Annotated in this window: 15 protein-coding genes and 3 pseudogenes; 10 read left to right on the top strand and 8 right to left on the bottom strand. The window is 69.7% G+C overall.

Features of this window, described 5'->3' with window-relative positions; all coding sequences use genetic code 11:
* Positions 1-41: 41 nt before the first annotated feature.
* Complete coding sequence (locus OHB56_RS39575) at positions 42-1352, bottom strand: ABC transporter substrate-binding protein (protein WP_326750943.1); 1311 nt, start codon at positions 1350-1352, stop codon at positions 42-44.
* A gap of 304 nt (positions 1353-1656) precedes the next feature.
* On the opposite strand from OHB56_RS39575, the gene OHB56_RS39570 reads away from it, so the two are divergent.
* Positions 1657-2670 (top strand): LacI family DNA-binding transcriptional regulator, encoded by a 1014-nt coding sequence (locus OHB56_RS39570; protein ID WP_326756880.1) that lies wholly within the window; start codon positions 1657-1659, stop codon positions 2668-2670.
* Between the two features lie 10 nt (positions 2671-2680).
* Here OHB56_RS39570 and OHB56_RS39565 read toward each other — a convergent pair whose 3' ends face one another.
* The 3 genes from OHB56_RS39565 to OHB56_RS39555 all read right to left on the bottom strand — a co-directional run bounded on the left by OHB56_RS39565 (position 2681) and on the right by OHB56_RS39555 (position 5719).
* Positions 2681-3253, bottom strand: coding sequence for a phosphotransferase-like protein (locus OHB56_RS39565; protein WP_326750944.1), 573 nt, complete (start codon positions 3251-3253; stop codon positions 2681-2683).
* Between the two features lie 93 nt (positions 3254-3346).
* Positions 3347-5275, bottom strand: coding sequence for a lectin (locus OHB56_RS39560; RefSeq protein WP_406358731.1), 1929 nt, complete (start codon positions 5273-5275; stop codon positions 3347-3349).
* A gap of 270 nt (positions 5276-5545) precedes the next feature.
* Positions 5546-5719, bottom strand: coding sequence for an ATP-binding protein (locus OHB56_RS39555; RefSeq protein WP_326750948.1), 174 nt, complete (start codon positions 5717-5719; stop codon positions 5546-5548).
* Positions 5720-6104: 385 nt separating this feature from the next.
* On the opposite strand from OHB56_RS39555, the gene OHB56_RS39550 reads away from it, so the two are divergent.
* Entirely contained in the window at positions 6105-9113 is a 3009-nt protein-coding gene (locus OHB56_RS39550; protein ID WP_406358729.1) for a family 16 glycoside hydrolase, read from the top strand.
* Between the two features lie 46 nt (positions 9114-9159).
* Here the strand turns inward: OHB56_RS39550 and OHB56_RS39545 are convergent, their stop codons facing one another.
* From OHB56_RS39545 to OHB56_RS39535, 3 genes are all read right to left on the bottom strand, one after another.
* Positions 9160-10476 carry an MFS transporter gene (locus OHB56_RS39545; RefSeq protein WP_388219926.1) on the bottom strand — a complete coding sequence of 439 codons (1317 nt, stop codon included), beginning with the start codon at positions 10474-10476 and terminating at the stop codon, positions 9160-9162.
* A 249-nt stretch (positions 10477-10725) separates the two neighbouring features.
* On the bottom strand, positions 10726-10917 hold the full coding sequence (locus OHB56_RS39540) for a DUF397 domain-containing protein (protein WP_406358727.1): 192 nt from the start codon (positions 10915-10917) through the stop codon (positions 10726-10728).
* A complete protein-coding gene (locus OHB56_RS39535) occupies positions 10914-11801 on the bottom strand; it encodes a helix-turn-helix domain-containing protein (RefSeq protein ID WP_406358725.1) in 888 nt (295 codons plus the stop codon). The genes OHB56_RS39540 and OHB56_RS39535 overlap by 4 nt, the downstream gene beginning before the upstream one ends.
* A gap of 208 nt (positions 11802-12009) precedes the next feature.
* Here OHB56_RS39535 and OHB56_RS39530 point away from each other — a divergent pair.
* From OHB56_RS39530 to OHB56_RS39500, 7 genes and pseudogenes are all read left to right on the top strand, one after another.
* Positions 12010-12450, top strand: a pseudogene (locus tag OHB56_RS39530) (ATP-binding protein); the annotation flags it as partial.
* A gap of 211 nt (positions 12451-12661) precedes the next feature.
* Positions 12662-13693 carry a LacI family DNA-binding transcriptional regulator gene (locus OHB56_RS39525; RefSeq protein ID WP_326750953.1) on the top strand — a complete coding sequence of 344 codons (1032 nt, stop codon included), beginning with the start codon at positions 12662-12664 and terminating at the stop codon, positions 13691-13693.
* Positions 13694-13892: 199 nt separating this feature from the next.
* Positions 13893-14990, top strand: a complete 1098-nt coding sequence (locus OHB56_RS39520; protein WP_406358723.1) for an ABC transporter substrate-binding protein — start codon at positions 13893-13895, stop codon at positions 14988-14990.
* Positions 14991-15070: 80 nt separating this feature from the next.
* Entirely contained in the window at positions 15071-16642 is a 1572-nt protein-coding gene (locus OHB56_RS39515) for a sugar ABC transporter ATP-binding protein (protein WP_326750955.1), read from the top strand.
* Positions 16635-17597 (top strand): ABC transporter permease, encoded by a 963-nt coding sequence (locus tag OHB56_RS39510; protein WP_326750956.1) that lies wholly within the window; start codon positions 16635-16637, stop codon positions 17595-17597. The genes OHB56_RS39515 and OHB56_RS39510 overlap by 8 nt, the downstream gene beginning before the upstream one ends.
* Entirely contained in the window at positions 17594-18628 is a 1035-nt protein-coding gene (locus OHB56_RS39505) for an ABC transporter permease (RefSeq protein ID WP_055630661.1), read from the top strand. The genes OHB56_RS39510 and OHB56_RS39505 overlap by 4 nt, the downstream gene beginning before the upstream one ends.
* Positions 18627-18815: pseudogene (locus OHB56_RS39500) on the top strand (glycoside hydrolase family 2 TIM barrel-domain containing protein); the annotation flags it as partial. The gene OHB56_RS39505 and the pseudogene OHB56_RS39500, both read left to right, overlap by 2 nt.
* 11 nt (positions 18816-18826) lie before the next feature.
* Here OHB56_RS39500 and OHB56_RS39495 read toward each other — a convergent pair.
* Positions 18827-20035 carry an RNA-guided endonuclease TnpB family protein gene (locus tag OHB56_RS39495; protein ID WP_351128785.1) on the bottom strand — a complete coding sequence of 403 codons (1209 nt, stop codon included), beginning with the start codon at positions 20033-20035 and terminating at the stop codon, positions 18827-18829.
* 133 nt (positions 20036-20168) lie between these two features.
* On the opposite strand from OHB56_RS39495, the pseudogene OHB56_RS39490 reads away from it, so the two are divergent.
* Positions 20169-21068 (top strand): annotated as a pseudogene (locus OHB56_RS39490) (AbfB domain-containing protein); the annotation flags it as partial.
* Between the last annotated feature and the right edge of the window lie 48 nt (positions 21069-21116).

Here is a 21116-nt window from a genome sequence, read left to right as displayed (position 1 = left end):
CAGGTCGCGGACGGGCCCGGGGGGCCGATGGGGGCGACGGATCAGCCGACGGCCTTCTCGATGCGCTCCGCGGTGGTCTTCCACGCCTCGTCACGCGGGGTGTCCTGCTGCTCTATCAGGGTCAGGCCCTGGGAGAAGGTGTCCTTGATCGTGCCGTCCTTGCGGCCCAGGACCTGCTTGTCGGGGATCTCCTGGGCCGCGGCGCCGAAGATCTGGCCGATCGGCGCGTCGCTGAAGTACTCCGACTTGGCGTCCTTCACCTGGTCGCTCTTCAGCGCCTCTTCCGAGGACGGAATGTTGCCGATCTCCTTGAAGATGTGGGCCTGCTGCTCCGGCGCGGTCAGCCAGGCGACGAGCTTCTTGGCCTCCTCCTTCACCGGGCTCTGCTCGACCACGCCGAGGAAGGACCCGCCCCAGTTGGCGCCCTTGGGGGCCTTGGCGACGTCCCACTTGCCCTTGTTCGCCTCACCAGCCTTCTCGCTGATGTGGCTGAGCATCCACGCGGGGCACACGGCGGTGGCGAACGTGCCGTTGGCCAGGCCCGGGTCCCAGCCCGGCTGGAACTGGCGGAGCTTGGCCGTCAGGCCGTCGTCCGCGGCGTCGGCGGCCAGGTTCCACGCTTCCTTGACGACCGGGTTCTTGTCGTAGATCAGCTCGCCCTTGTCGTCGTAGTACTGCTCGGGGTAGCCGTAGACCATGGCGTTGAACAGGCCGCTGGCCGCGTCCATGTAGGACACGTCGCCGCCCTTGAAGCCCTTCTTGAAGGTGCGGCCGGCCTCGACGTACTTCTGCCAGTCGCCCTCCCACAGCTTGGCGACCTCCTCGCGGTCGGTGGGCAGACCGGCCTGCTCGAAGTAGTCCTTGCGGTAACAGACGGCCATCGGGCCGATGTCGGTGCCCAGGCCCAGCACCTTGCCGTCCTCGGTGCTGATCTGGGAGTCCTTCCACGGCAGGAAGTGGTCGGTGCCGGGCACGCCGGAGAAGTCCACGAACTTGTCCGACTGGGTCTCGGTGATCTCCTTGGCCCGCCCGATCTCGATGCCCTGGATGTCCTTCAGGCCCTTGCCGGCCGCGAGCCTGGTCTGCAGCGCGGTGTAGTAGGTCTGCTCGTCGCCTGCGATCTCGGCCTTGATCTCGACGTCCGGGTTCTCCTTCTCGTACTGCTCGAGAAGCCCGGTCTCCTTGATGCCCATCACCCCGTACATGCCCATGGTGATGACGACCTTGCCGTCCTTTTTGCCACCACCTGTGGCCGAATCGTCACCGCTGCTGCAGCCGACGACGAGCGTCAGCGCGCCGGCGACCGCGACCGCTGCCGCCACCCTCGTACGCAACGAACCGGGACTGCCCATGGAACTCCTCCTAGCGACGGCGCTGACGCACCGGAGCGACGTGTTCTGCGATGACCACAGCGGCTCTGGCAATGGGGGGTGGGAACGTGCCCAATTCAAGGTGGGCACGTTCCCATCGATGAACCGAAGACTCCTGGCAGCGCAGCCGGTCTGTCAATGACTTGAACACAACTCGTAGTCCGGGACCGATTTCCGCCGTTCGGTCCTCGGGCTCGACGCACTTCCGCTCTTGCGCCGTCTGCAAGAATTGCCGCAGGTCAACTCCGCGGCCGGTGTCGCCGCGACCGCCGAAGAGGGGGAGCACATGGCCGGGGACCGCCGTCCCACGATCAAAACCGTCGCCGCCCGGGCCGGCGTGGGCCGGACCACGGTGTCCCGCGTCGTCAACGGCTCGGATCTGGTCAGCACCGACGCGCGGTCCAGGGTCCTGGCAGCGATCAAGGAGCTGAACTACGTCCCCAACTCGGTCGCCCGCGGCCTGGTCACCAACCGGACCGACGCCGTGGCGCTGGTGATCCCGGAATCGGAGAGCCGGCTCGGTTCGGAACCGTTCTTCGCCGCACTGATCAGGGGCGTCAGCGGCGCCCTCGCCGAAAGCCGGACCCAGCTGCAGCTCATGCTGGTCCGTGACCAGGCCGAGCGGGACCAGCTGACCGAATCGGTGGCGACGCGCCGCGTGGACGGCGTCCTGCTGGTCTCGGTCCACTCCGAAGACCGGCTGCCGGGCATGCTGGAGGAGATGGGTCTGCCCACCGTGCTGGCCGGCCGCCGCGACGCGGGCGAGCGGCTGAGCTACGTCAACTCCGACAACGCCGGTGGCGCCTCCGAGGCGGTCCGGCACCTGCTGCGCGGGGGCAGGACCAGGATCGCCACGATCACCGGGCCGCTGGACATGGACGTCGGCCGCAGCCGGCTCGCCGGCTGGCGTGACGCCCACCGGGAGGCGGGAGTGCCCGCGAGTGAACTCCTGGCCGAGACGGGTGACTTCACCGAGGAGGGCGGCACCCGCGCGATGCGTTCACTTCTTGAACGCGCCCCGGACCTGGACGCCGTGTTCGCCGCCTCCGACCTGATGGCGGTCGGCGCGCTGGCCGAACTGCGCCGCCAGAAGCGGCAGGTGCCCGGCGATGTCGCCGTCGTCGGGTTCGAGGACTCCGTCCTCGCCCGCCACACCGACCCGCCCCTGACGACGGTGCGTCAGCCGGTGGAGGAGTTGGGCCGCACGATGGCCCGCATCCTCACCGACATCACCCGGCACGGCGCGCCCCGCCAGCAGGTGACACTGCCGACGGAGCTGGTGGTGCGCGAGTCGACCTGAACCGGCGTTCTCAGCTCGTCGGCCCGCTGTCCTCCGGACAGCGGGCGCGGAGGCGGGTGAAGGCGGTCGGCGTCGGCCGGACCGGGAGGAAATCCTTGATCAGTTCGGCGCACTCGCGCGGGCTCGCCGTACTGGTGTCGCATTCGATGTCGTAGTCACCGTGCTGATGGACCAGCTCGTACTGGAGCGCGGCGAGGCCCGGGGGGCGGTCGCCCCGGGCCTTCTCGCGGCGAACCAGTTCGTCCGGTGAGCAGTGGACGCCGACGAACAGCACGTCCTCGGGGCGCAGTACGGCCAGGCAGTCGGCCAGCCGCCAGGGCTCACTGAGGACATGGTCGACGACGACATCGTTGCCCACCTCGGCCATGGCCGCGATCGAGCGGTGGAAGCCCCTCCTCGTCCGGCGCAGAGCGGTGTCGAGGTCCTCCGGTGCGAGGGGCCGATTCGTACGCATCGCGTTGAAGCCGTCCACCGCCAGGTGGGAGAAGACACCGTCGTCCAGGATGCCCAGCAGTTCACGGGCGATGCTCGACTTCCCCGAACTGGACGTGCCGTTGAGGAAGATGATCCGACCGGTTGCCATACGGGCATGATCACATGACTGCCCCCGGTACCGGCCGTCCCTCTGGATGCCGGGCCCGGGTGGGGCCGGACCCGGGAGGACGGCCGGGTGGAGTCAGGTGGTGTTCAGGGTCCATTTCTGGTTCGCGGCGCCGGTGCAGGTCCAGATCTGGGCGGGGGTGCCGTTCGCGGAGTTGTTGCCGGTGATGTCGAGGCACTTGTCTGCGCCGGTGTTGACCACATCACGGGTCGTGGCGTTGTACGACCATCGCTGTGCCGTACTGCCGTTGCACGCGTAGAGCTGCACGCGTGCGCCGTCGGCCGTCGAGGCGCCGCTCACGTCCAGGCACTTGCCGAGCGCCCGCACGCTGCCGTCGGCGCTCACGGTCCAGCGCTGGGCCGCCGTCCCGTTGCAGGTGTGCAGCTGCACCGCGGTGCCGTCGGCCGTGGCCCCGCCCGCGACGTCGAGGCACTTGCCCGCGAGCCCGGTGAGGGTGCCGGCGCCGCCGCCCGGGTTGCCCGACGGGGCGCCGGACCAGGTGAAGGTGGCGGTGGTGCGGGCGGGGAGGCTGTAGGTGAAGGACTGGCCGCCCCAGTCGACGCGGACCGAACGGGCGGAGGTGCCCCCATTGTGGGCGATCAGGGCCTTGGAGCCGTCGGGGTTGCGCCAGGCCACGTTGGACACCGTGCTGCCGGCGGTGGAGGCGATCCGGAAGGCGCCGGGCCTGACGAACTTGGTCAGGTGACCGGTGGTGTAGTACTCGACCGTGTAGTCGACCTGTCCTGCCCGCGGGCCGCCCTCCTGCACGGTGATCAGTCCGGTGCAGGTACCGCAGCCGCCGTTGTGCGGCCCCATGTTCTGGTTGAGCGCCAGGCTCCATTTGACCAGGCTGCTGCTCCAGTTGCGGGTGTAGCCCACGATGTCGGCCAGGTCCTCGTTGTGCTGGTTGCCGATCCAGGTGCCGCCGGAGTGCTCGGTGCTGAACTGACGGACGTTCGGGTACTGGCCGTGCACCTGGCTGCCCACCGCGGGGTCACCGGCGTAGCCGTGCCAGGCGATGCCGCCGAAGAGCGGGTCGTTGCGCACCCCGGCGTCCGCCAGGATGGGAGCGCCGAAGCCCGCGTAGTCGCCGTAGTTCCAGTCGTGGACGAGGACCTTGGTGTCGATACCGGCGGCGCGGAAGGCCGGGTAGAGGTGGTTCTTGGTGAACTCGACCAGCCCGGAGGGATTCCAGCTCATGCCGGGGTAGTTCATGGCGGTGGGGTTGCCGGCCTGGCAGCAGTTCGGTTCGTTCTGGACGGACAGGTAGTCGATGTCCACGCCGGCGGCCCGGTAGCTCTGGACGTACTTGACCAGGTACTGGGCGTACAGGGGGTAGTACTCCCACTTCAACCAGCCCATCTGGTCCATGCGGCCGTTGTCCTTCATCCAGCCCGGCGCGCTCCAGGGCACGCCCTTGACCCGCAGCGCCGGGTTGAGCTGCCGGGCCTGTGCGGTGAGGAGCCGGACGTTCGTGTCGTAGCCGTTGGCGCCGAAGTCGGACAGGTCGCAGCAGGTGTCGTCGAGCGAGACATGGCCCGGCCGGGACAGGTCGGAGGCGCCGATCGGGTTGCGGACGAAGGACAGCCCGATGCCGTCCGTCGGTGAGAACAGTTTGCGCATCACCGCGTCGCGGGTCGAGGCACTGACGGCGCCGCCGCGCAGTAGATGGGCGGTGGTGTCGGTGATCGAGGCGCCGCCTCCCTCGAACTGCTGGTAGGTCGTCGTCTCGTCGACGGTGATCGTCTGGTCGGCGCCGCCTCCGGCGGGGCCGAAGTGCACCGGTGTCTGTGGGGCCAAGCCGCGGGTGACGTTGCGGCCGCCCGTGTCGGAGGTCGTGGTGAGCCATACGTCGACGCGCTCACCCGCGGCCACGGCCTGCTGCGTGGCGCCGGGGGCGAGTGTCAGGGCGAGGGCGAGGACAAGGGCGAGGGCGAGCATCGCGGGGAGGCGGCGGAAGGGAGGTGTGCGGCGGAGCGTGACGCCTCTGCGCAGGGGAGTCATGGGGGTGACCTCTCGGTGGGGGCCTCACCTTCAAGAGGTGAACGCACGGCGGAGCGGAACCATGGGCGAACGTGCGCGCCCACCGTGAGGGTGAGGTGAGAGACAGGGCGAAAACGGTGGGGTGTCTCTGTGGGGGTGTGCCATGCCGGCGGACCGGCCGTCTTATCTCAAGGCATGATTGAACTCTTAAGGCATGTCCTCGTCAATACAAAGGTCTATGGAATCTGGTGGACCCGGAAGGGCCGCCGTCTTCGTGCCGTCACTTCTTGGCTACGGCCATTTCTCCGTTCGGACACCGGAGTTCAGGGGCAGCAGGACGCGGAAGGTCGCGCCCTGGTCAGGAGCCGTACGGACCTCGACGCGGCCACCGTGCGCACGGACGAGCGAGTCGACGATGGCCAGGACTTCTCCGTAGCGCTTGGTGAGACCACGCACCTCGATCATCGGCTCTCCAGAAGCAGGTCGCCGGGATACGCGCACCGTCCGGTGCGCCGGGACCAAGGCTGGCCGGAGCGGCTGGGAGCGGGATGGGCGATTCTGTGCGCCGGATGGGAGCGATGGTCGGTGCGGGGACGGAAATGTCCTGATCAGGGTGTGTGGTTCCGCGCATCCCCGGCTTCCGGCGGGCGGAGTCCTGCCGGACTCCCACAGAACTCTCAGGAACGGGGAGGCTCCTCCCCCACGCGCGGCCCCGGACTTTGAACTCTCCGATGACAAAGTATGGACATGCCAAGCGGAAGTCCTCTAGCTTGACGGCTCAAGTACAGCGCCACCGCAGCAGACCGGAGCGAAATCCGGCACGGTCCGGTCCCCAAATCGTGGAGGGCCCTTGCGCAACCGTCTGTTTCCGCGCGCTCGAAGACACCTCATTCCCCTGTTGTTCACGGGGGCCCTGGCCGCGGGGCTGTGCTCCGCGCCGCCGGCCGCCGCGGCTCCCGCGGACATTCCGCCCCAGGAACCCGGCATCACGCTGCGCGTGTTCGACGTGCAGACGCCGCTGAGCAAGCTGTGCACCCTGAAACCGGGTCAGACCCCCAACCACGACAAGCTGATGCCGACGGTCGACTGGTCCACGGAGGCCGACTTCGGCGGGCTGGCCGACCGCTTCGTCACCGAGGCGTCGGGCTACCTGAACGTGCCGAGCGACGGCTCGTACGTGTTCCGCCTGACCAGTGACGACGGCTCGCGGCTGGCGATCGACGGCGACACGGTGATCGACCACGACGGGCTGCACGGTGCCGAGCCGAAGGACGGCACGGTCCATCTCACCGCCGGGGCGCATCCGTTGCGCATCGACCACTTCGAGCGCGACGGCGGGCAGCAGCTCCAGCTGGCCTGGAGGCCGCCGGGAGCAAGCGACTTCACGATCGTGCCCCGGGAAGTGCTGAGCACCGACGCCGGGGTCGTCCGGGTCACGGCGCCGGGCCGCAAGGAGTGCGAGGCGAGCGGCGACTCCCCCGGTGACGGCCTGCCGCTCACCGACGTACGCCCCGACCTGACCCTCACCGATCTGCGCCCGAAGGGCTTCGAGCCGCAGGTCAGCGGCATGGACTGGCTGCCCGACGGGCGTCTGGCGATCAGCACCTGGGGCGGCACCGACAACGTTGCCGGAGAGGTGTACCTGCTCGACAACGTCACCGGCGCCACCAGCCGCGACAAGGTCACCGTCACGAAGGTGGCGAGCGGGCTGCGCGAGCCCATGGGGATCAAGTACGTCGACGGAGCCCTGTACGTCTCGCAGAAGCACGAGCTGACACGGCTCGTCGACCGCGACGGCGACGGGGTGACCGACGAGTACCGGACGGTCGCGACCTGGCCCTACGGAGGCAACTTCCACGAGTTCGCCTTCGGCCTGCTCTACCGGGACGGCCACTTCTACGTGAACCTCTCCGTCGCCATCAACCTCGGCGGCGCGACCACCGTGCCGCAGCCGGCACCGGGCCGCGGGGCCACATACAAGGTCAGCAAGAAGACGGGGAAGATCAGCCCGGTGGCGGGAGGGCTGCGGACGCCCAACGGCATCGGCTGGGGACCCGACGGCAGCATCTTCGCCACCGACAACCAGGGCGGATGGCTTCCCTCGTCGAAGCTCGTGCAGATCAAGCAGGACCGCTTCTTCAACCACTACACCGAGCCCGCCGGCCCCTTCGACGACTCCCCCGTCACCGAGCCGGTGCTGTGGCTGCCGCAGAACGAGATCGCCAACTCGCCCTCCACTCCGCTGTATCTGAAGAAGGGCGCGTTCGCCGGCCAGATGCTGCTGGGCGACGTCACCTACGGCGGTCTGCAGCGCGCCTACCTGGAGAAGGTGAAGGGCCAGTACCAGGGGGCCGTCTTCCGCTACACCCAGGGCCTGGAGGCCGGCGTCAACCGGGTTACCCAGGGGCCCGACGGCGCGATCTACGTCGGCGGGCTGGGGGCCGACGGCAACTGGGGCCAGGAGGGCAAGCTCAAGTTCGGTCTGCAGAAGCTGACGCCGAACGGCAAGAACACGTTCGACGTCCGCACCATGCGTGCCGTGCCCGGTGGCTTCGACCTGACGTACACCCAGCCGGTGTCCGACGCCACCGCCGAGCAGTTGGCGACCCATTACCGTGCGGAGCAGTGGCGCTACACGCCGACCGCGGACTACGGCGGCCCGAAGATCGCCGAGGAGCGGCTGGCGGTGCGCTCGGCGACGCTCTCGAAGGACCGGCGTACCGTCAAGCTCCGGCTGGACGACCTCAAGCCGGGCCGTGTCGTCCACATCCGTTCCCCGCGTCCCTTCACGTCGGACTCCGGTGAGCCGTTGTGGAGCACCGAGGCCTGGTACACCCTCAACCGGATTCCCGGCGAGCAGCCGCCTCCCGCGACCCGGTACGAGGCCGAGGAGGCGCGCCTGACGGGCACGGCCGGGGTGAACACGGACCACGTCGGCTACTCCGGCAGCGGCTTCGTGGACCGTTACGCCACCGAGGGCAAGGCCGGCACGACGTTCGACGTGACGGTCCCGAAGTCGGGCACCTACGACGTGGGGCTGCGCTATTCCAACGGGCCGAACCCGTTCCGGGGCACCAAGTCCCTGTCCCTGTACGTCAACGGGAAGAAGCTGCGGCAGACGCAGTTGCCTCCCACCGACGACTGGGACTCGTGGTCGACGCGGACCGAACGGCTGGCGCTGCGTGCCGGGAGCAACACGGTCTCCTACCGGTTCGACGCGGGCGACACCGGTCATGTCAATCTCGACCTGCTCAGCGTCCATCCGAGCGGAGCCCGCGTCCCGCTCTTCGACGGCACGGCCGCCTCACAAGCGCAGTGGCAGCACACGGACGGCCGGAATCCGCGCTGGCCGCTCAGTGACGAGAAGTCGATGGAGGTGTGCTGCGGCGACATCCGCACCAAGGACGCGTACCAGGACTTCAGGCTGCACGTGGAGTTCCGGGTACCGCTGCTTCCGCCCGATGTCACCGGGCAGGACCGCGGGAACAGCGGCATCTTCCTCCAGGACCGCTACGAGCTCCAGATCCTCGACTCCTACGGTGACACCACGCTCGACACCAACGAAGCGGGAGCGTTCTATCTGAAGCGGGCACCGGACGTCAACGCGGCCACGGCGCCCGAGACCTGGCAGAGCTACGACATCGACTTCCGCGCGGCGCGCTTCGACGACGGCGGCCGCAAGACCGCCGACGCCCGGGTCACGGTGGTGTGGAACGGGAAGAAGGTCCACGACGACATCGTCCTCGACGGACCGACCGCGTCGGGCCGGTCCGAGACTCCCGCCGCCGGGGCGATCCGGCTGCAGGACCACGGGAACAAGGTGAGGTTCCGCAACATCAGGATCACTCCGCTGACGTGATCCCCCCGTCGTGCCGGGCGGTCCTCGCGGCCGCCCGGCACGGCTGTCACGTGTCCGCCTTCTCCACCGTCCCGGCCGGGTCCGGCCCACCGGTCGCGGCCGTGTGGGCGGCGCGGCGGCGGAGGGCGTCCTCGTCGGTCAGCGCGTCGTAGCTGAGCAGCTTCGGCAGCACGGCGGCGAGCAGACCCACCGAGGCCACGCAGGCGAGGCCGCCGGTCCAGAAGGCGGGACGGGTTCCGGTCCAGCCGGCCATGGCGCCCGCGCGGACCTGTCCGAGCTGCGGGCCGACGCTGTACGACAGCACCTCGATGCCCGCGAGCCGACCGCGCAGTTCGTCGGGGATGGTCTGGTTCCAGATGGTGGACCGGCCCAGCCCGCTGAGCATGTCCCCGGCCCCGGCCAGGGCCAGGCAGACCAGCACCAGCCAGATGTCCGACAGCCATCCGGCCGCCGCGATGGCCACTCCCCAGCCGGCCGCGCCGCACACCACCAGCAGTCCGTGCCGCCGTACCCGGGACACCCAGCCACTGGTCAGGCTCACCGCCACCGAGCCGATCGAGCCCGCCGCGTACATCAGCCCCAGCGACCAGTCGGCGTCCAGTTCGTCGGCGAGGAACGGGAAGATCGTGTTCGGGAAGGCGAAGAACATCGCCGCCAGGTCCACCGCGTACGTGCCCAGGAGCACCGGCCGTGACCAGGCGTACCGTGCCCCCTCGGCGATGCCGCGCAGCGACGGCTTCCCGGCGTTCTCGGCCGCGGGCATGGGGGACAGCCGCAGGCACAGCAGCAGCGAGACGGCGAAGCCGGCCGCCGTCGTGGCGTAGGCCGGGGCGTTGCCCGCGTACGCCACGACCAGGCCGGCCAGGGCGGGTCCGGCGATCGCCCCGATCTGCCAGCGCAGCGCGTTCAGGGCGGCCGCCGCCGGGAGCTGGTCGTGCGGCACGATCCGGGCCATCAGCGAATCCAGCGCGGGCCGTTGGAGCCCTGCCAGGGCCGCCACCCCGGCCGCGACCACGTACAGCGGCCACAGCATCGGTTCCGGCAGCATCGCGTTGACCAGGAGCACGACCGCGAGCACACCCAGCCCGGCCTCGGTGAGCAGGATGACCCTGCGTCGGTCCGCGGCGTCGGCGAGGGCGCCGCCGTACAGTCCGAAGACCACGAGGGGCACGAGTTCGACCGCGCCCATGGCGCCCACGGCGAGGGGTGATCCGGTCAGTTCCTTGATCTGGAGCGGCAGGGCGACCAGGGCCATGAAGCTGCCGAAGGTCGTGACCAGTCCCTGCACCCACAGGAGCCGGAAGTCGCGGGAGGACCGCCAGGGCGAGAGATCGGGCAGGATCGCGGAGAGTCCGGAGGTCACGTTCCGCTCCACGCCACTGGCTCGGAGGCGGACGCGACAGCCTCGATGAGCAGTCGCAGGCGGGTTGAGCACATGGTCGAACTCCACGGTTCCGGATGAGGGAGGCGCCGGCCCACCCACGCCCGGAGCCCGGGATGCCGTCATGGAGTTTGTGCACCGCACCAGAAGCAAGAACTTAGGCAAGCCTTGCCTTTGCTTTCGGTACGGTAAGCGTACGGCCCGATTACCGCAAATGATCGTTCCGGTGGTTCAGACGCGCACGTCGGACGCCAGCGCCGTGAACGCCGACCAGGCGCGGCGGGAAACGGCCAGCGCCGGACGCCGGGTGTCCTTCGAGTCCCGGACGTGGACGGCCTCAGCACGCACGGCGACCTCGACGCAGTTACCGCCTCCACCGCCGCTGTAGCTGCTCTTGAACCAAGCAAGTTCGGTGGTGCTCATAGCGCTCCTCGCATCTGCTCCAGCAGGCTCGCGGTGGCTTGATGACTCAGAGCCTGCGAGCGCATCTTGCCATAGCGCTGAAGCATGGCGCTTGCGGCTTTTGTGTCGGTGACAAGCATGCTGCAGTCGTGCGCTTCGACGTAGCCCACCCACCGATTCTCTACCGTCTCGGCGAGGTAGAGAGGGCCCTCGAAACCAGAGTGGTCCTCCTGGATCCGAGGCATGATCTGAATCTCTACGTTCCGGAGACGGCCCACATCGAGCAGGCTGCTGAGCAGCGCGTGCGTGACGCCCTCACCGGCCAAGCGGCGATCCAGCAGGGCCTGCTCGATGATGAAGCTGAACGTGCTGTTCGGCCGCTCGGTCAGGAGGCGCTGGCGTTCGAGGCGAGCCGTAACCTGCTGCTCGAACTGGTCCTCCGACAGAGGCGGAAGTCGCCGGTCGAAGAGGGCGCGAATATACGGTTCGGGCTGGAGCAGTCCCGGAATCACCGCGCACTCGTACGCGTAAAGCGAGACCGCCTCCTCCTCGATCCCCGCCCACTGCCGGAACCACGACGCCAGCCCCGCCTTCCGCGTCAGACTCTTCGCCGCCGCCCGCAGTACCCGCCCCGCAACCGCCCCCAGCACCTCCTCCGACCGCTCCAGCAAGTCCCGTGGCGGGAACCGCTTACCTTGTTCGATCTTGGCGACGTACGCGACCGAGTACCGCACCCGCGGCGCGAACTGCTCCTGCGTCAGGCGGGCTTCCTCCCGCAGGGCCTTGAGGACCGCGCCGAAGGTCTTCAAGCTGTCGGAGAGTTCCGGCTCGCAGTTGCCGCCACCGCTTCCGCCTCCACCCTGCCCGGCGTTCCCGCCCGTCCCGCCGCCGTTGCCCGTCGTCATCGCAGCCACCTTCCCCTGTGCCGCCGAGCCGTAGCAGTGCCGTGCCCGGACGCTTGCCGTACCGTCTGCCGCACGCGCTGCGCCACGCTCGGCACAGTCATCGTCACTTACAGCGACCGACCCGATCCAGCGGGTCGACCAGTACAACGCGATCTGTATCGGTGCCGGACCTGCCGAGGGGCCGTCACTTCCCGGCAGGGTGGCCGCCATGTCAGTCCCCCGCACCCAGAGCCCAACCCCGGCCCGTACGTTCACCCAGCGCTTCTCCGCCACCCGCCGTGGCGCCCGCCTCGCCCGGCTGCTCGCCGCGCACCAGCTCACCGAGTGGGGCCACCCGCACGGCACCGAGGCGCACGACACCGTCGTTCTCGTCGTCGCCGAACTCGCGGCGAACGCCGTCCTCCACGGCCGTGTCCCCGGACGGGACTTCGCCCTGTCCTTGTCCCACGACGAGAGCCGGGGCGTCATCCGTGTCGAGGCGTCCGACACGCACCCCGACCGTCCGGCCCTCACGGTGGCCGCGGCGGACGAGGAACACGGCCGCGGTCTGACCCTCGTCGACGCGCTCGCCGCACGCTGGGGCGTGACGGGCCGTACCGGCCCCGGCAAGACCGTCTGGGCCGAGTGCGCGACCGTCACGGACGAGCCCCGGTCCACGAGGATGCCGCCGGGGAAGGAAGCGGTTTCGGCGCCACCGCGAGGATGCCCGCGGCCCACCCCTGCTCATAGCCTTGTCAGTGTCCCGGATACGGATGTATAACGTTGTAAAACTCGAGCCCGGCGGCTCGGCGCCCGGCTCACGGTGACGGCACCCGCATCTGCACCGGTTCCCGGTTCGGGCCGCTCACGAAGGGATTGCCGTGCGGGTCAGCCTCAAGGACGTCGCCGCGCACGCGGGGGTCTCCATCAAGACCGTCTCCAACGTGGTGAACAACTACCAGCACGTCACCCCCGCCATGCGCGAGCGCGTCCAGAGGTCCATCGACGCTCTGGGCTACCGGCCCAACCTGGCCGCCCGCCACCTGCGCAAGGGGCGTACGGGCATCATCGCGCTCGCCCTGCCAGAGCTGGGCAACCCCTACTTCGCCGAACTCGCCGCCGCCGTCATCGACACCGCGGCCGAGCACGACTACATCGTGCTGCTCGACCACACCGGGGGTCGGCGCGAGCAGGAGATCCTGGTCAGCCAGGGGTTCCGGGCCAGGGTCATCGACGGACTCATCCTCAGCCCGATCGAGCTGGAGGCCAAGGACTTCCGGGACCGCGAGGAGCCCGTGCCGCTGGTCCTGCTCGGCGAACGGGAGTACGACCTGCCGTACGACCACATCGCCATCGACAACGTCGCCGCCGCGCGCGCCGCCGTCCGGCACCTGGTCTCGCTGGGCCGCCGGAGGGTGGCGTTCATCGGAGCGCGCCGGGGACGCAGCCAGCCCGCCCAACTGCGCGTGCAGGGCTGGCGCGAGGAGCTCACCGCCGCCGGGCTCCCGGCCGACGGGAGCCTGGTCGCCGCCACCGACGGCTGGGGACACGCGGACGGAGCCGCGGCGATGGCCCACATCCTGGACGCCGGGGAGCGCCCCGACGCGGTGTTCGCCTACAACGACCCGATGGCCATCGGGGCGATGCGGGTCCTCCACGAGCGTGGTCTGCGGGTTCCCGAGGACATCGCGGTCGTCGGATTCGACGACGTGCTCGAAGGGCGCTTCAGCGCGGTGACGCTGACCTCCGTGTCACCGGACAAGGCCGCCATCGGCCGGCTCGCCGTCGAGTCGGTGCTCGCCCGGCTCCACGACGCGGCTCCGGAGCCGCGCCGCATCCGGGCGGACTACCGGCTGGTCGAACGGGAGAGCACGCTGGGCCGGCCCTCGGGCGTCGACGGCACGGGCACCTGATTCCCGCTCACCCGCCCCCTCCCTCCGCCGCATTCCTCCCGTCCCGCCTTGTGCGCAAGGGGTTTACAGCATCCTTCCAACGATGTAAAAACCTGATGGCGGCGAACCGGACGCCGCCTCGCACACCGGGAGCACCACCAGTTCCGCGCGCCCTACAGCTCCCCAGTTCCCTTTCAGCGTCACCCGGATCGGGGTCACCATGCAGCGCACCACCCACCGCTCTCCTCTCCTCGCCCGTCCCGTGATCGTGGCCATGGCCGCCGCGGTGGCCCTCACCGCCACCTCCTGCGCGAAGTCGGAGGACGACGCGTCGGCCGGCAAGAAGTCCCCGTCCGCCGCGGCCGACGCGGACCAGAAGGTCGCCTCGCCGAAGCCGGGCGGCAAGACCTGCACCATCGACGCGTACGGCGGCGAGAAGCTCGACCTCGAGGGTGCGACCGTCGGCTTCTCCCAGTCGGAGAAGGAGGCCAACCCGTTCCGCATCGCCGAGACGCAGTCCATCAAGGACGAGGCGGCCAAGCGGGGCGTCAAGCTGCTGACGGCCAACGCCCAGTCGCAGTTCTCCAAGCAGATCAGCGACGTCCAGGACCTGCTCGCCAAGGGCGCCGACCTGCTGGTCATCGCGCCGCTCAACTCCGACGGCTGGGACCCGGTGCTGCAGGCCGCCGCCGCCAAGAAGGTCCCGATCGTCACGATCGACCGCAAGATCAACGCGACGGCCTGCAAGGACTACGTCTCCTTCATCGCCTCGGACTTCGTCGAGCAGGGCCGGCGGGCCGCCGATCAGATGATCGAGGCCACGGGAGGCAAGGGTGAGGTCGCGATCCTGCTGGGCGCGGCCGGGAACAACGTCACCACCGAACGCACCAAGGGCTTCAAGGACCGCGTGGCCGAGAAGGCCCCCGGCCTGAAGGTCGTCTTCGAGCAGACCGGCGACTTCGCCCGGGAGAAGGGCCAGCAGGTCACCGAGCAGCTCATCCAGTCCAAGCCCGGCATCAAGGGCATCTACGCGGAGAACGACGAGATGGGCCTGGGCGCGGTGGCCGCGCTCAAGGGCGCGGGCAAGAAGGCCGGCGACGTCGAGATCGTCACGGTCGACGGCACCCGCAACGCCGTGCAGGGCATCGTCGACGGCTGGATCACCGGTGTGGTCGAGTCCAACCCGCGGTTCGGCCCGCTGGCGTTCGAGACGCTGGACACCTTCACGCAGGGCAAGGAAGTGGCCCAGGACATCATCATCGAGGACGGCGCCTACGACCCCTCGAACGCCGAGAAGGACCTCGGCAGGGCCTACTGAGCCCCGCGGGGCCCGGCCTGCCCGGCGGGCCCCGCCACCACGTCACCCCTCACTTCCTGACCCACTTCCTGGAGGCACAGGTGGCTCCCCCCGCCGAAGTCCTCGCCGTCCGCGGACTGAGCAAGACCTTCCCCGGCGTCCGGGCCCTGGACGACGTGGACCTGACCCTGCACCCGGGCGAGGTCCACGCCCTGATCGGCGAGAACGGCGCCGGCAAGTCGACCCTCATCAAGCTGCTCACCGGGGTCCACCGGCCCGACGCCGGTGACATCGTTTTCCAGGGCCGTGACGTCTCGTTCGCCACTCCGCTGGAGGCGCAGAAGGCCGGGATCTCGACCATCTACCAAGAGGTCAACCTCATCCCGCTGCTGAGCGTGGCCCGCAACCTCTTCCTCGGCCGCGAGCCGCGCACCCGCCTCGGCCTGCTGGACTTCGCCCGCATGCACCAGGAGGCGGAGGAGACGCTGCGCGCCTACGGCGTCCGGGTGGACGTCCGTCTGCCGCTGCGCGCCCTCGGCGTCGGCGCCCAGCAGATGGTCGCCCTGGCCCGTGCGGTGGCCACCGAGGCACGCGTGGTCATCATGGACGAACCGACCTCCTCCCTCGAACCGCGCGAGGTCGAGACGCTGTTCTCGGTGATCCGGCGGCTGCGCGACGACGGCATCGCGGTCGTCTACGTCAGTCACCGGCTGGACGAGCTGTACGCCGTGTGCGACACGGTCACCGTGCTGCGCGACGGGCGCCGGGTCCATCACGGCCGGCTCGCCGACCTCGGCCGTCTCTCCCTGGTGTCGACCATGCTGGGCCGGGAGCTGGGCGAGGTCCGCGAGGAGGGCCTGACCAAGTTCACCGGCGACCACCACGCCGCCGGCGCCCAACCTGTGCTGGAGGCAAGGGATCTGACGGTCCCGCACCGCCTGCGGGGCGTGTCCGTGACGATCCGGCCCGGCGAGGTCGTGGGGCTCGGCGGGCTGCTCGGGTCCGGGCGGACCGAGACGGCCAAGGCCATCTCGGGTGCGCTGGCGACGAGTTCGGGCCGGGTCGTGGTGGCCGGTGTGCCGCTGCGCGGCGGGTCCACGCCCGCCGCCATTCGGGCCGGTGTCAGTCTGCTGCCCGAGGACCGCAAGAGCGAGGGCATCGTGCCCGGTCTCTCGGTCCGCGAGAACATCGCGCTGGCCGTGCTGCCCCGGCTGTCCCGCTTCGGTCTGGTCTCCGAGGCACGCGTCGACCGTGTCGTCGACACGTTCATCGAGCGGCTGCGCATCAAGGCGTCCTCGCCGCACCAGAAGGTCGGTGAACTGTCCGGCGGCAACCAGCAGAAGGTGCTGCTCGCCCGCTGGCTGGCGATGAACCCCAAGGTGCTGCTGCTGGACGAGCCCACCCGGGGCATCGACGTCGGGGCCAAGGCCGAGGTGCAGAAGCTCGTGGACGAACTGGCCGAGGACGGCCTGGCCGTCCTGCTCATCTCCTCCGATCTGGAGGAACTGATCGAAGGGTCCGACCGCGTGGTCGTACTGAAGGACGGTGCGGTCGTCGGCGAGCTGGCCGGCGACGAGGTCACCGAGGACACACTCATGCGGACCATCGCCGGGCACGCCCCGGCCGGACACACGGCCGGGGCCACGGCCGCGGAGGAGGCCGGCGATGACTGAAGCAGTCCTCCGCACCGCGCCGCTGGACCGGACCCGCGTCCTGCAGTGGCTGCAGACCTACGGCGTCTACGCCGGCGTGGCGCTGCTCCTGATCGTCAACATCGCCATCACGCCGTACTTCCTGTCCGCGGAGAACTTCCGCACCCAGGCCGTGCAGGTCGCCCCCGTCATCATCGTCGCGATCGGGATGGCCCTGGTCATCGGCACCGAGGGCATCGACCTGTCGGTCGGCGCGGTGATGGCCCTCGCGGCGTCCGTGACGGCCCTCTACCTCGGCTACGGCCTCCTGCCCGCGCTGCTGGTGGTGGCGGTGTTCGCCGCCGCGATCGGGCTGGCCAACGGAGCGCTGGTCGCCCTCGTCGGGGTGCAGCCGATCGTGGCCACGCTGGCGCTCATGGTCGGCGGCCGGGGTCTCGCGCTGGTGCTGCTGCCGCAGCTGGAGGACCTGCGCAATCCGGGTCTCGCCTCCCTGGGGTCCGGTGCCGTGCTGGGCGTCCCGTACCTGATCCTCGTCGCCGCCGCCCTGGCACTGCTGGCGGCGTTCGTGGTGCGCCGCACCACGTTCGGACGCCAGCTCCTGGCCATCGGCGACAGCCGGCCCGCCGCGCAGCTGGCCGGCCTGCCGGTGCGGCGCGTGCTGATCATCGTGTACGTGCTGTGCGCGCTGCTCGCGGCCGTGGCGGGCGTCCTGGCCACCGCGCGGCTCCAGGCCAGCGACCCGACCTCGCTGGGCAATCTGATGGAGCTGTCCGCCATCACCGCCGTCGTGGTCGGCGGGACCCCGCTGACCGGCGGCCGGGTCAACATCGCCGGCACCGTGGCGGGAGCCGTCCTCATCCAGCTGCTCACCGCCACCCTCATCAAGCACGATCTGCCGCCGTCGTGGACCCAGATCGCGCAGGCCATAGTGATCGTGTGCGCGGTCTACGCGGCACGGGGACGGGGGAAGCGATGACCGCCACGAAGACGGACGCACCCGTGACCGCCGCGGGCGGCGGACCGCCGAAGGACACCGGGCCCGAGGGCGCCGCGCGCAAGGAGCGGCTGAGCGGCCTGGTCCAGCAGCACGGGGCGCTGGCCGTGCTGGTGATCGTCTCCCTGGTGGCGTCGTTCAGCTTCGACTCCTTCGCCACCGGGGACAACGTCGGCAACATGGCGACGAGTTCGGCGTTCCTGGCGATCGTCGCGCTCGGGATGACCTTCGTCATCATCACCGGGGGCATCGACCTGTCGGTCGGTTCCCTGTTCGCCCTGGGCGGTGTCCTGGCGGCCTGGGGATCGCGGCACGGAACACTGGTGGCGCTGCTGCTGCCCCTGGTGGTGTGCGGCGGGATCGGCGTCGTCAACGGGCTGCTGGTGGCACGTTCCCGGCTGGCGCCGTTCATCGTCACGCTGGCGGCGATGCTCGGGGCGCGCGGCCTGATGCTGGCCCTCACCGACGAGGGCGCCGAGACGTATCTGATCGGCAAGGGCTCCTTCCTCGCCGAACTCGGCCAGGGCACCACCCTCGGCATCGGCAACCCGGTGTGGATCACTCTGGCGCTGTTCGCCGCGGGTGCCGTCGTGCTGCGCCGCACCCGCTTCGGGCAGCATGTGTACGCGGTCGGCGGCAACGAGGACGCGGCGGCCCTGATGGGTGCTCCGGTGGCCCGTACGAAGATCCTCGTCTACACGCTGTCCGGACTGCTGGCGGGCCTTGCGGGCGCGCTCAACGCGGCGTGGCTCGCCTCCGGGGTGACCATCCTCGGCAACGGGATGGAGCTCGAGGCCATCTCCGCCGTCGTGATCGGCGGCACCCTGCTCACCGGCGGCCTCGGTTTCGTCAGCGGCTCCCTGGTCGGTGTGCTGCTGCTCAAGGTGATCCAGAACATCATCAACCAGATCGGCTCCCTGGACTCCTCCTACCAGCAGGTCGTCAGCGGCGCCTTCCTGGCCGTCGTGGTCGTCGCCCAGACCTGGCTGGGCCGCAGACGCCGGCTGCTGTGAAGCTCCGGACGCGGCAGCCCTCGCCCAGTGGGAGGCCGAGTACGACCGTGTCGTCGACCAGCACCACAGCTCGCCCTCGGTGGTGATGTGGATCAACCAGAACGAGGGCCGGGGTCAGTACGACCAGGCCCGCACCGCGAACGAAGTCAAGGCGTACGACCCGTCCCGCCTGGTGAACAACTTGGCTTCCTCCCCCGCCTAAAGGCGGGGGAGTCCAGCGGTCGCCCGCTGGGTTTCCTGCTTCACCGACGACCGCCCCGTCCGGGAGAACTCCCGTTGAGGTCTTACACCGTCTCCACAGGCAGACGCCGCCAGCCCGGCGGCCAGGATGTTGCGTGCCGCGTTCACGTCGCGGTCATGCACCTTGCCGCAGTCGCACGTCCACTCCCGGACGTTCAGCGGCAGCTCCTCGCGGACCGTGCCGCAGGCCCCGCACAGCTTCGAGCTGGGGAAGAAGCGGTCGATCACGACGAGTTCACGCCCGTACCAGGCGCACTTGTACTCCAGCATCGTCCGCAGCTCGGTCCACGACGCATCCGAGATGGCGCGCGCCAGCTTGTGGTTCTTGACCAGGTTACGGACGGTGAGATCCTCGATCACGACCGTTTGGTTCTCACGGACGAGTCGAGTCGACAGCTTGTGCAGGAAGTCCCGGCGCCGGTCGGCGATCCGCGCATGGACGCGGGCCACCTTCCGGCGGGCCTTTTCCCGGTTCGCCGAACCCTTCGCCTTGCGGGACAGCTCCCGCTGTGCGCGAGCGAGCCGGGCCCGGTCACGGCGCTCATGGCGGGGGTTGGTGACCTTCTCCCCGGTGGACAGCGTCACCAGCGACGTTACGCCCGCGTCCACGCCGACTGCATGATCGGTGGCTGGAGCCGGGGTGACGGTGTCCTCGCACAACAGGGACACGAACCAGCGGCCCGCGGCGTCGCGGGAAACGGTCACCGTGGACGGCTCCGCATCCTCGGGAAGGGGACGGGACCAGCGGATATCCAACGGGGCGGACATCTTTGCCAACGTCAGCATGCCGTCACGCCACTTGAAACCGGAACGCGTGTACTCAGCCGACTGCCGGGACTTCTTCTTCGACTTGAAGCGCGGGTACTTCGCTCGCTTGGCAAAGAAGTTCGCGAACGCCGCCTGAAGATGGCGCAGAGCCTGCTGAAGCGGTACCGAGGACACCTCCGTCAGGAAGGCGAGTTCCTCGGTCTTCTTCCACTCCGTCAGGGCGGCCGACGACTGAACGTAGGAAATACGACGCTGCTCGCCGTACCAGGCGGCGGTGCGCTCTTCCAGCGCCTTGTTGTACACGAGACGGGCGCAGCCGAACGTGCGGGACAGCTCTTCCGCCTGCTCACCCGTGGGGTAGAAGCGGTACTTGAAAGTCCGCTTGACCTGCTGCGTCACACCTCACATTCTATCAGTTTCCGTGTTAGCAAGGTGTATCGGGCAGCGGCGGAGTGCGCTCCGCCTCTGCCCGGTTCCGAAGCAGGGATGCTTTTCCTCGCACGGCTGGAATCGGGGGTTTCCAGGCAGGGAGGATTTGATGAGCGGTGTCAACTGCTGCGGCTCCGTCGACGGCGGCAACGGGGACGTCGTCGACCACCATGTCTACGTGGGTCCCGGCACCACGGTGCCCGACGCCGGCCGTGCGGCCGTCCTCGGCGAGTATGGCGGCCTGGGTCTGAAGGTGTCCGGTCACGAGTGGTACCCCGGCGGCGGCTTCAGCTACGAGGACCAGCCGGACGCGGCCCACCTCGACAACCGGTTCGTCGGCCTGCTGGACGCGATCCGCGAGGTGCGGCTCCCGCGAGGCCTGTCCGGCGCGGTCTACACCGAGATCACCGACGTGGAGAACGAGGCCAACGGCCTGCTCACCTACGACCGTCAGGTCGTGAAGGTCGACGAGGCACGGGTGAGGGCCGCCAACCGTGCCCTGATCGACGCGTCCCGCTCACCGGCGGCCCCCGTCACCCTGCCGGCCGGTCAGTACCGGTCCCTCGGCGTGACGACACCGGGGCTGACGAACCGGTACGTGCGGCACCGGGACGGTGCGGTGTTCACCGAGGTCGTGGACGGCGGCAGCAGCGCGCTCCTGAAGAACGACGCCACCTGGAGGGTCGTCCCCGGCCTCGCCGACGGCTCCTGCTACTCGTTCGAGTCGCGGAACTATCCCGGCGAGTCCCTGCGTCACCGCGATTACCGCGTGTACAAGGAGTCCGGCAGCGGCGACCTGTTCCGGGCGGACGCCACCTTCTGCCCGGTGCGCGGCGCGAACGGGGCGGTGCGGCTGTCCGCCCACAACTTCCCCGAGCAGTATCTGCGCCACTACGACGCCCAGTTGTGGCTGGCCACCCCGGGCGGTACGCACGCCTGGGACAGTCCCGTTCTGTTCGCGGAGGACACCACCTGGACCGTGGCGGCGCCCTGGGCGCCGTGAGCGGTGTGCGGCGCCCAGGGTGAGGGGTGGCGGCGGTCCTCGGCTCGT

The organism is Streptomyces sp. NBC_01635 (assembly GCF_045209715.1).
GTDB lineage: Bacteria > Actinomycetota > Actinomycetes > Streptomycetales > Streptomycetaceae > Streptomyces > Streptomyces hirsutus.
Note: the sequence above shows the minus strand (reverse complement) of the source record. Positions and strands in the feature narration are given on the sequence as shown.

Coding starts and splice junctions, on each gene's coding strand:
- OHB56_RS39575 (WP_326750943.1), bottom strand. CDS start 1,352: ATGGGCAGTCCCGGTTCGTTGCGTACGAGGGTGGCGGCAGCGGTCGCG.
- OHB56_RS39570 (WP_326756880.1), top strand. CDS start 1,657: ATGGCCGGGGACCGCCGTCCCACGATCAAAACCGTCGCCGCCCGGGCC.
- OHB56_RS39565 (WP_326750944.1), bottom strand. CDS start 3,253: ATGGCAACCGGTCGGATCATCTTCCTCAACGGCACGTCCAGTTCGGGG.
- OHB56_RS39560 (WP_406358731.1), bottom strand. CDS start 5,275: ATGACTCCCCTGCGCAGAGGCGTCACGCTCCGCCGCACACCTCCCTTC.
- OHB56_RS39555 (WP_326750948.1), bottom strand. CDS start 5,719: ATGATCGAGGTGCGTGGTCTCACCAAGCGCTACGGAGAAGTCCTGGCC.
- OHB56_RS39540 (WP_406358727.1), bottom strand. CDS start 10,917: ATGAGCACCACCGAACTTGCTTGGTTCAAGAGCAGCTACAGCGGCGGT.
- OHB56_RS39535 (WP_406358725.1), bottom strand. CDS start 11,801: ATGACGACGGGCAACGGCGGCGGGACGGGCGGGAACGCCGGGCAGGGT.
- OHB56_RS39520 (WP_406358723.1), top strand. CDS start 13,893: ATGCAGCGCACCACCCACCGCTCTCCTCTCCTCGCCCGTCCCGTGATC.
- OHB56_RS39510 (WP_326750956.1), top strand. CDS start 16,635: ATGACTGAAGCAGTCCTCCGCACCGCGCCGCTGGACCGGACCCGCGTC.
- OHB56_RS39505 (WP_055630661.1), top strand. CDS start 17,594: ATGACCGCCACGAAGACGGACGCACCCGTGACCGCCGCGGGCGGCGGA.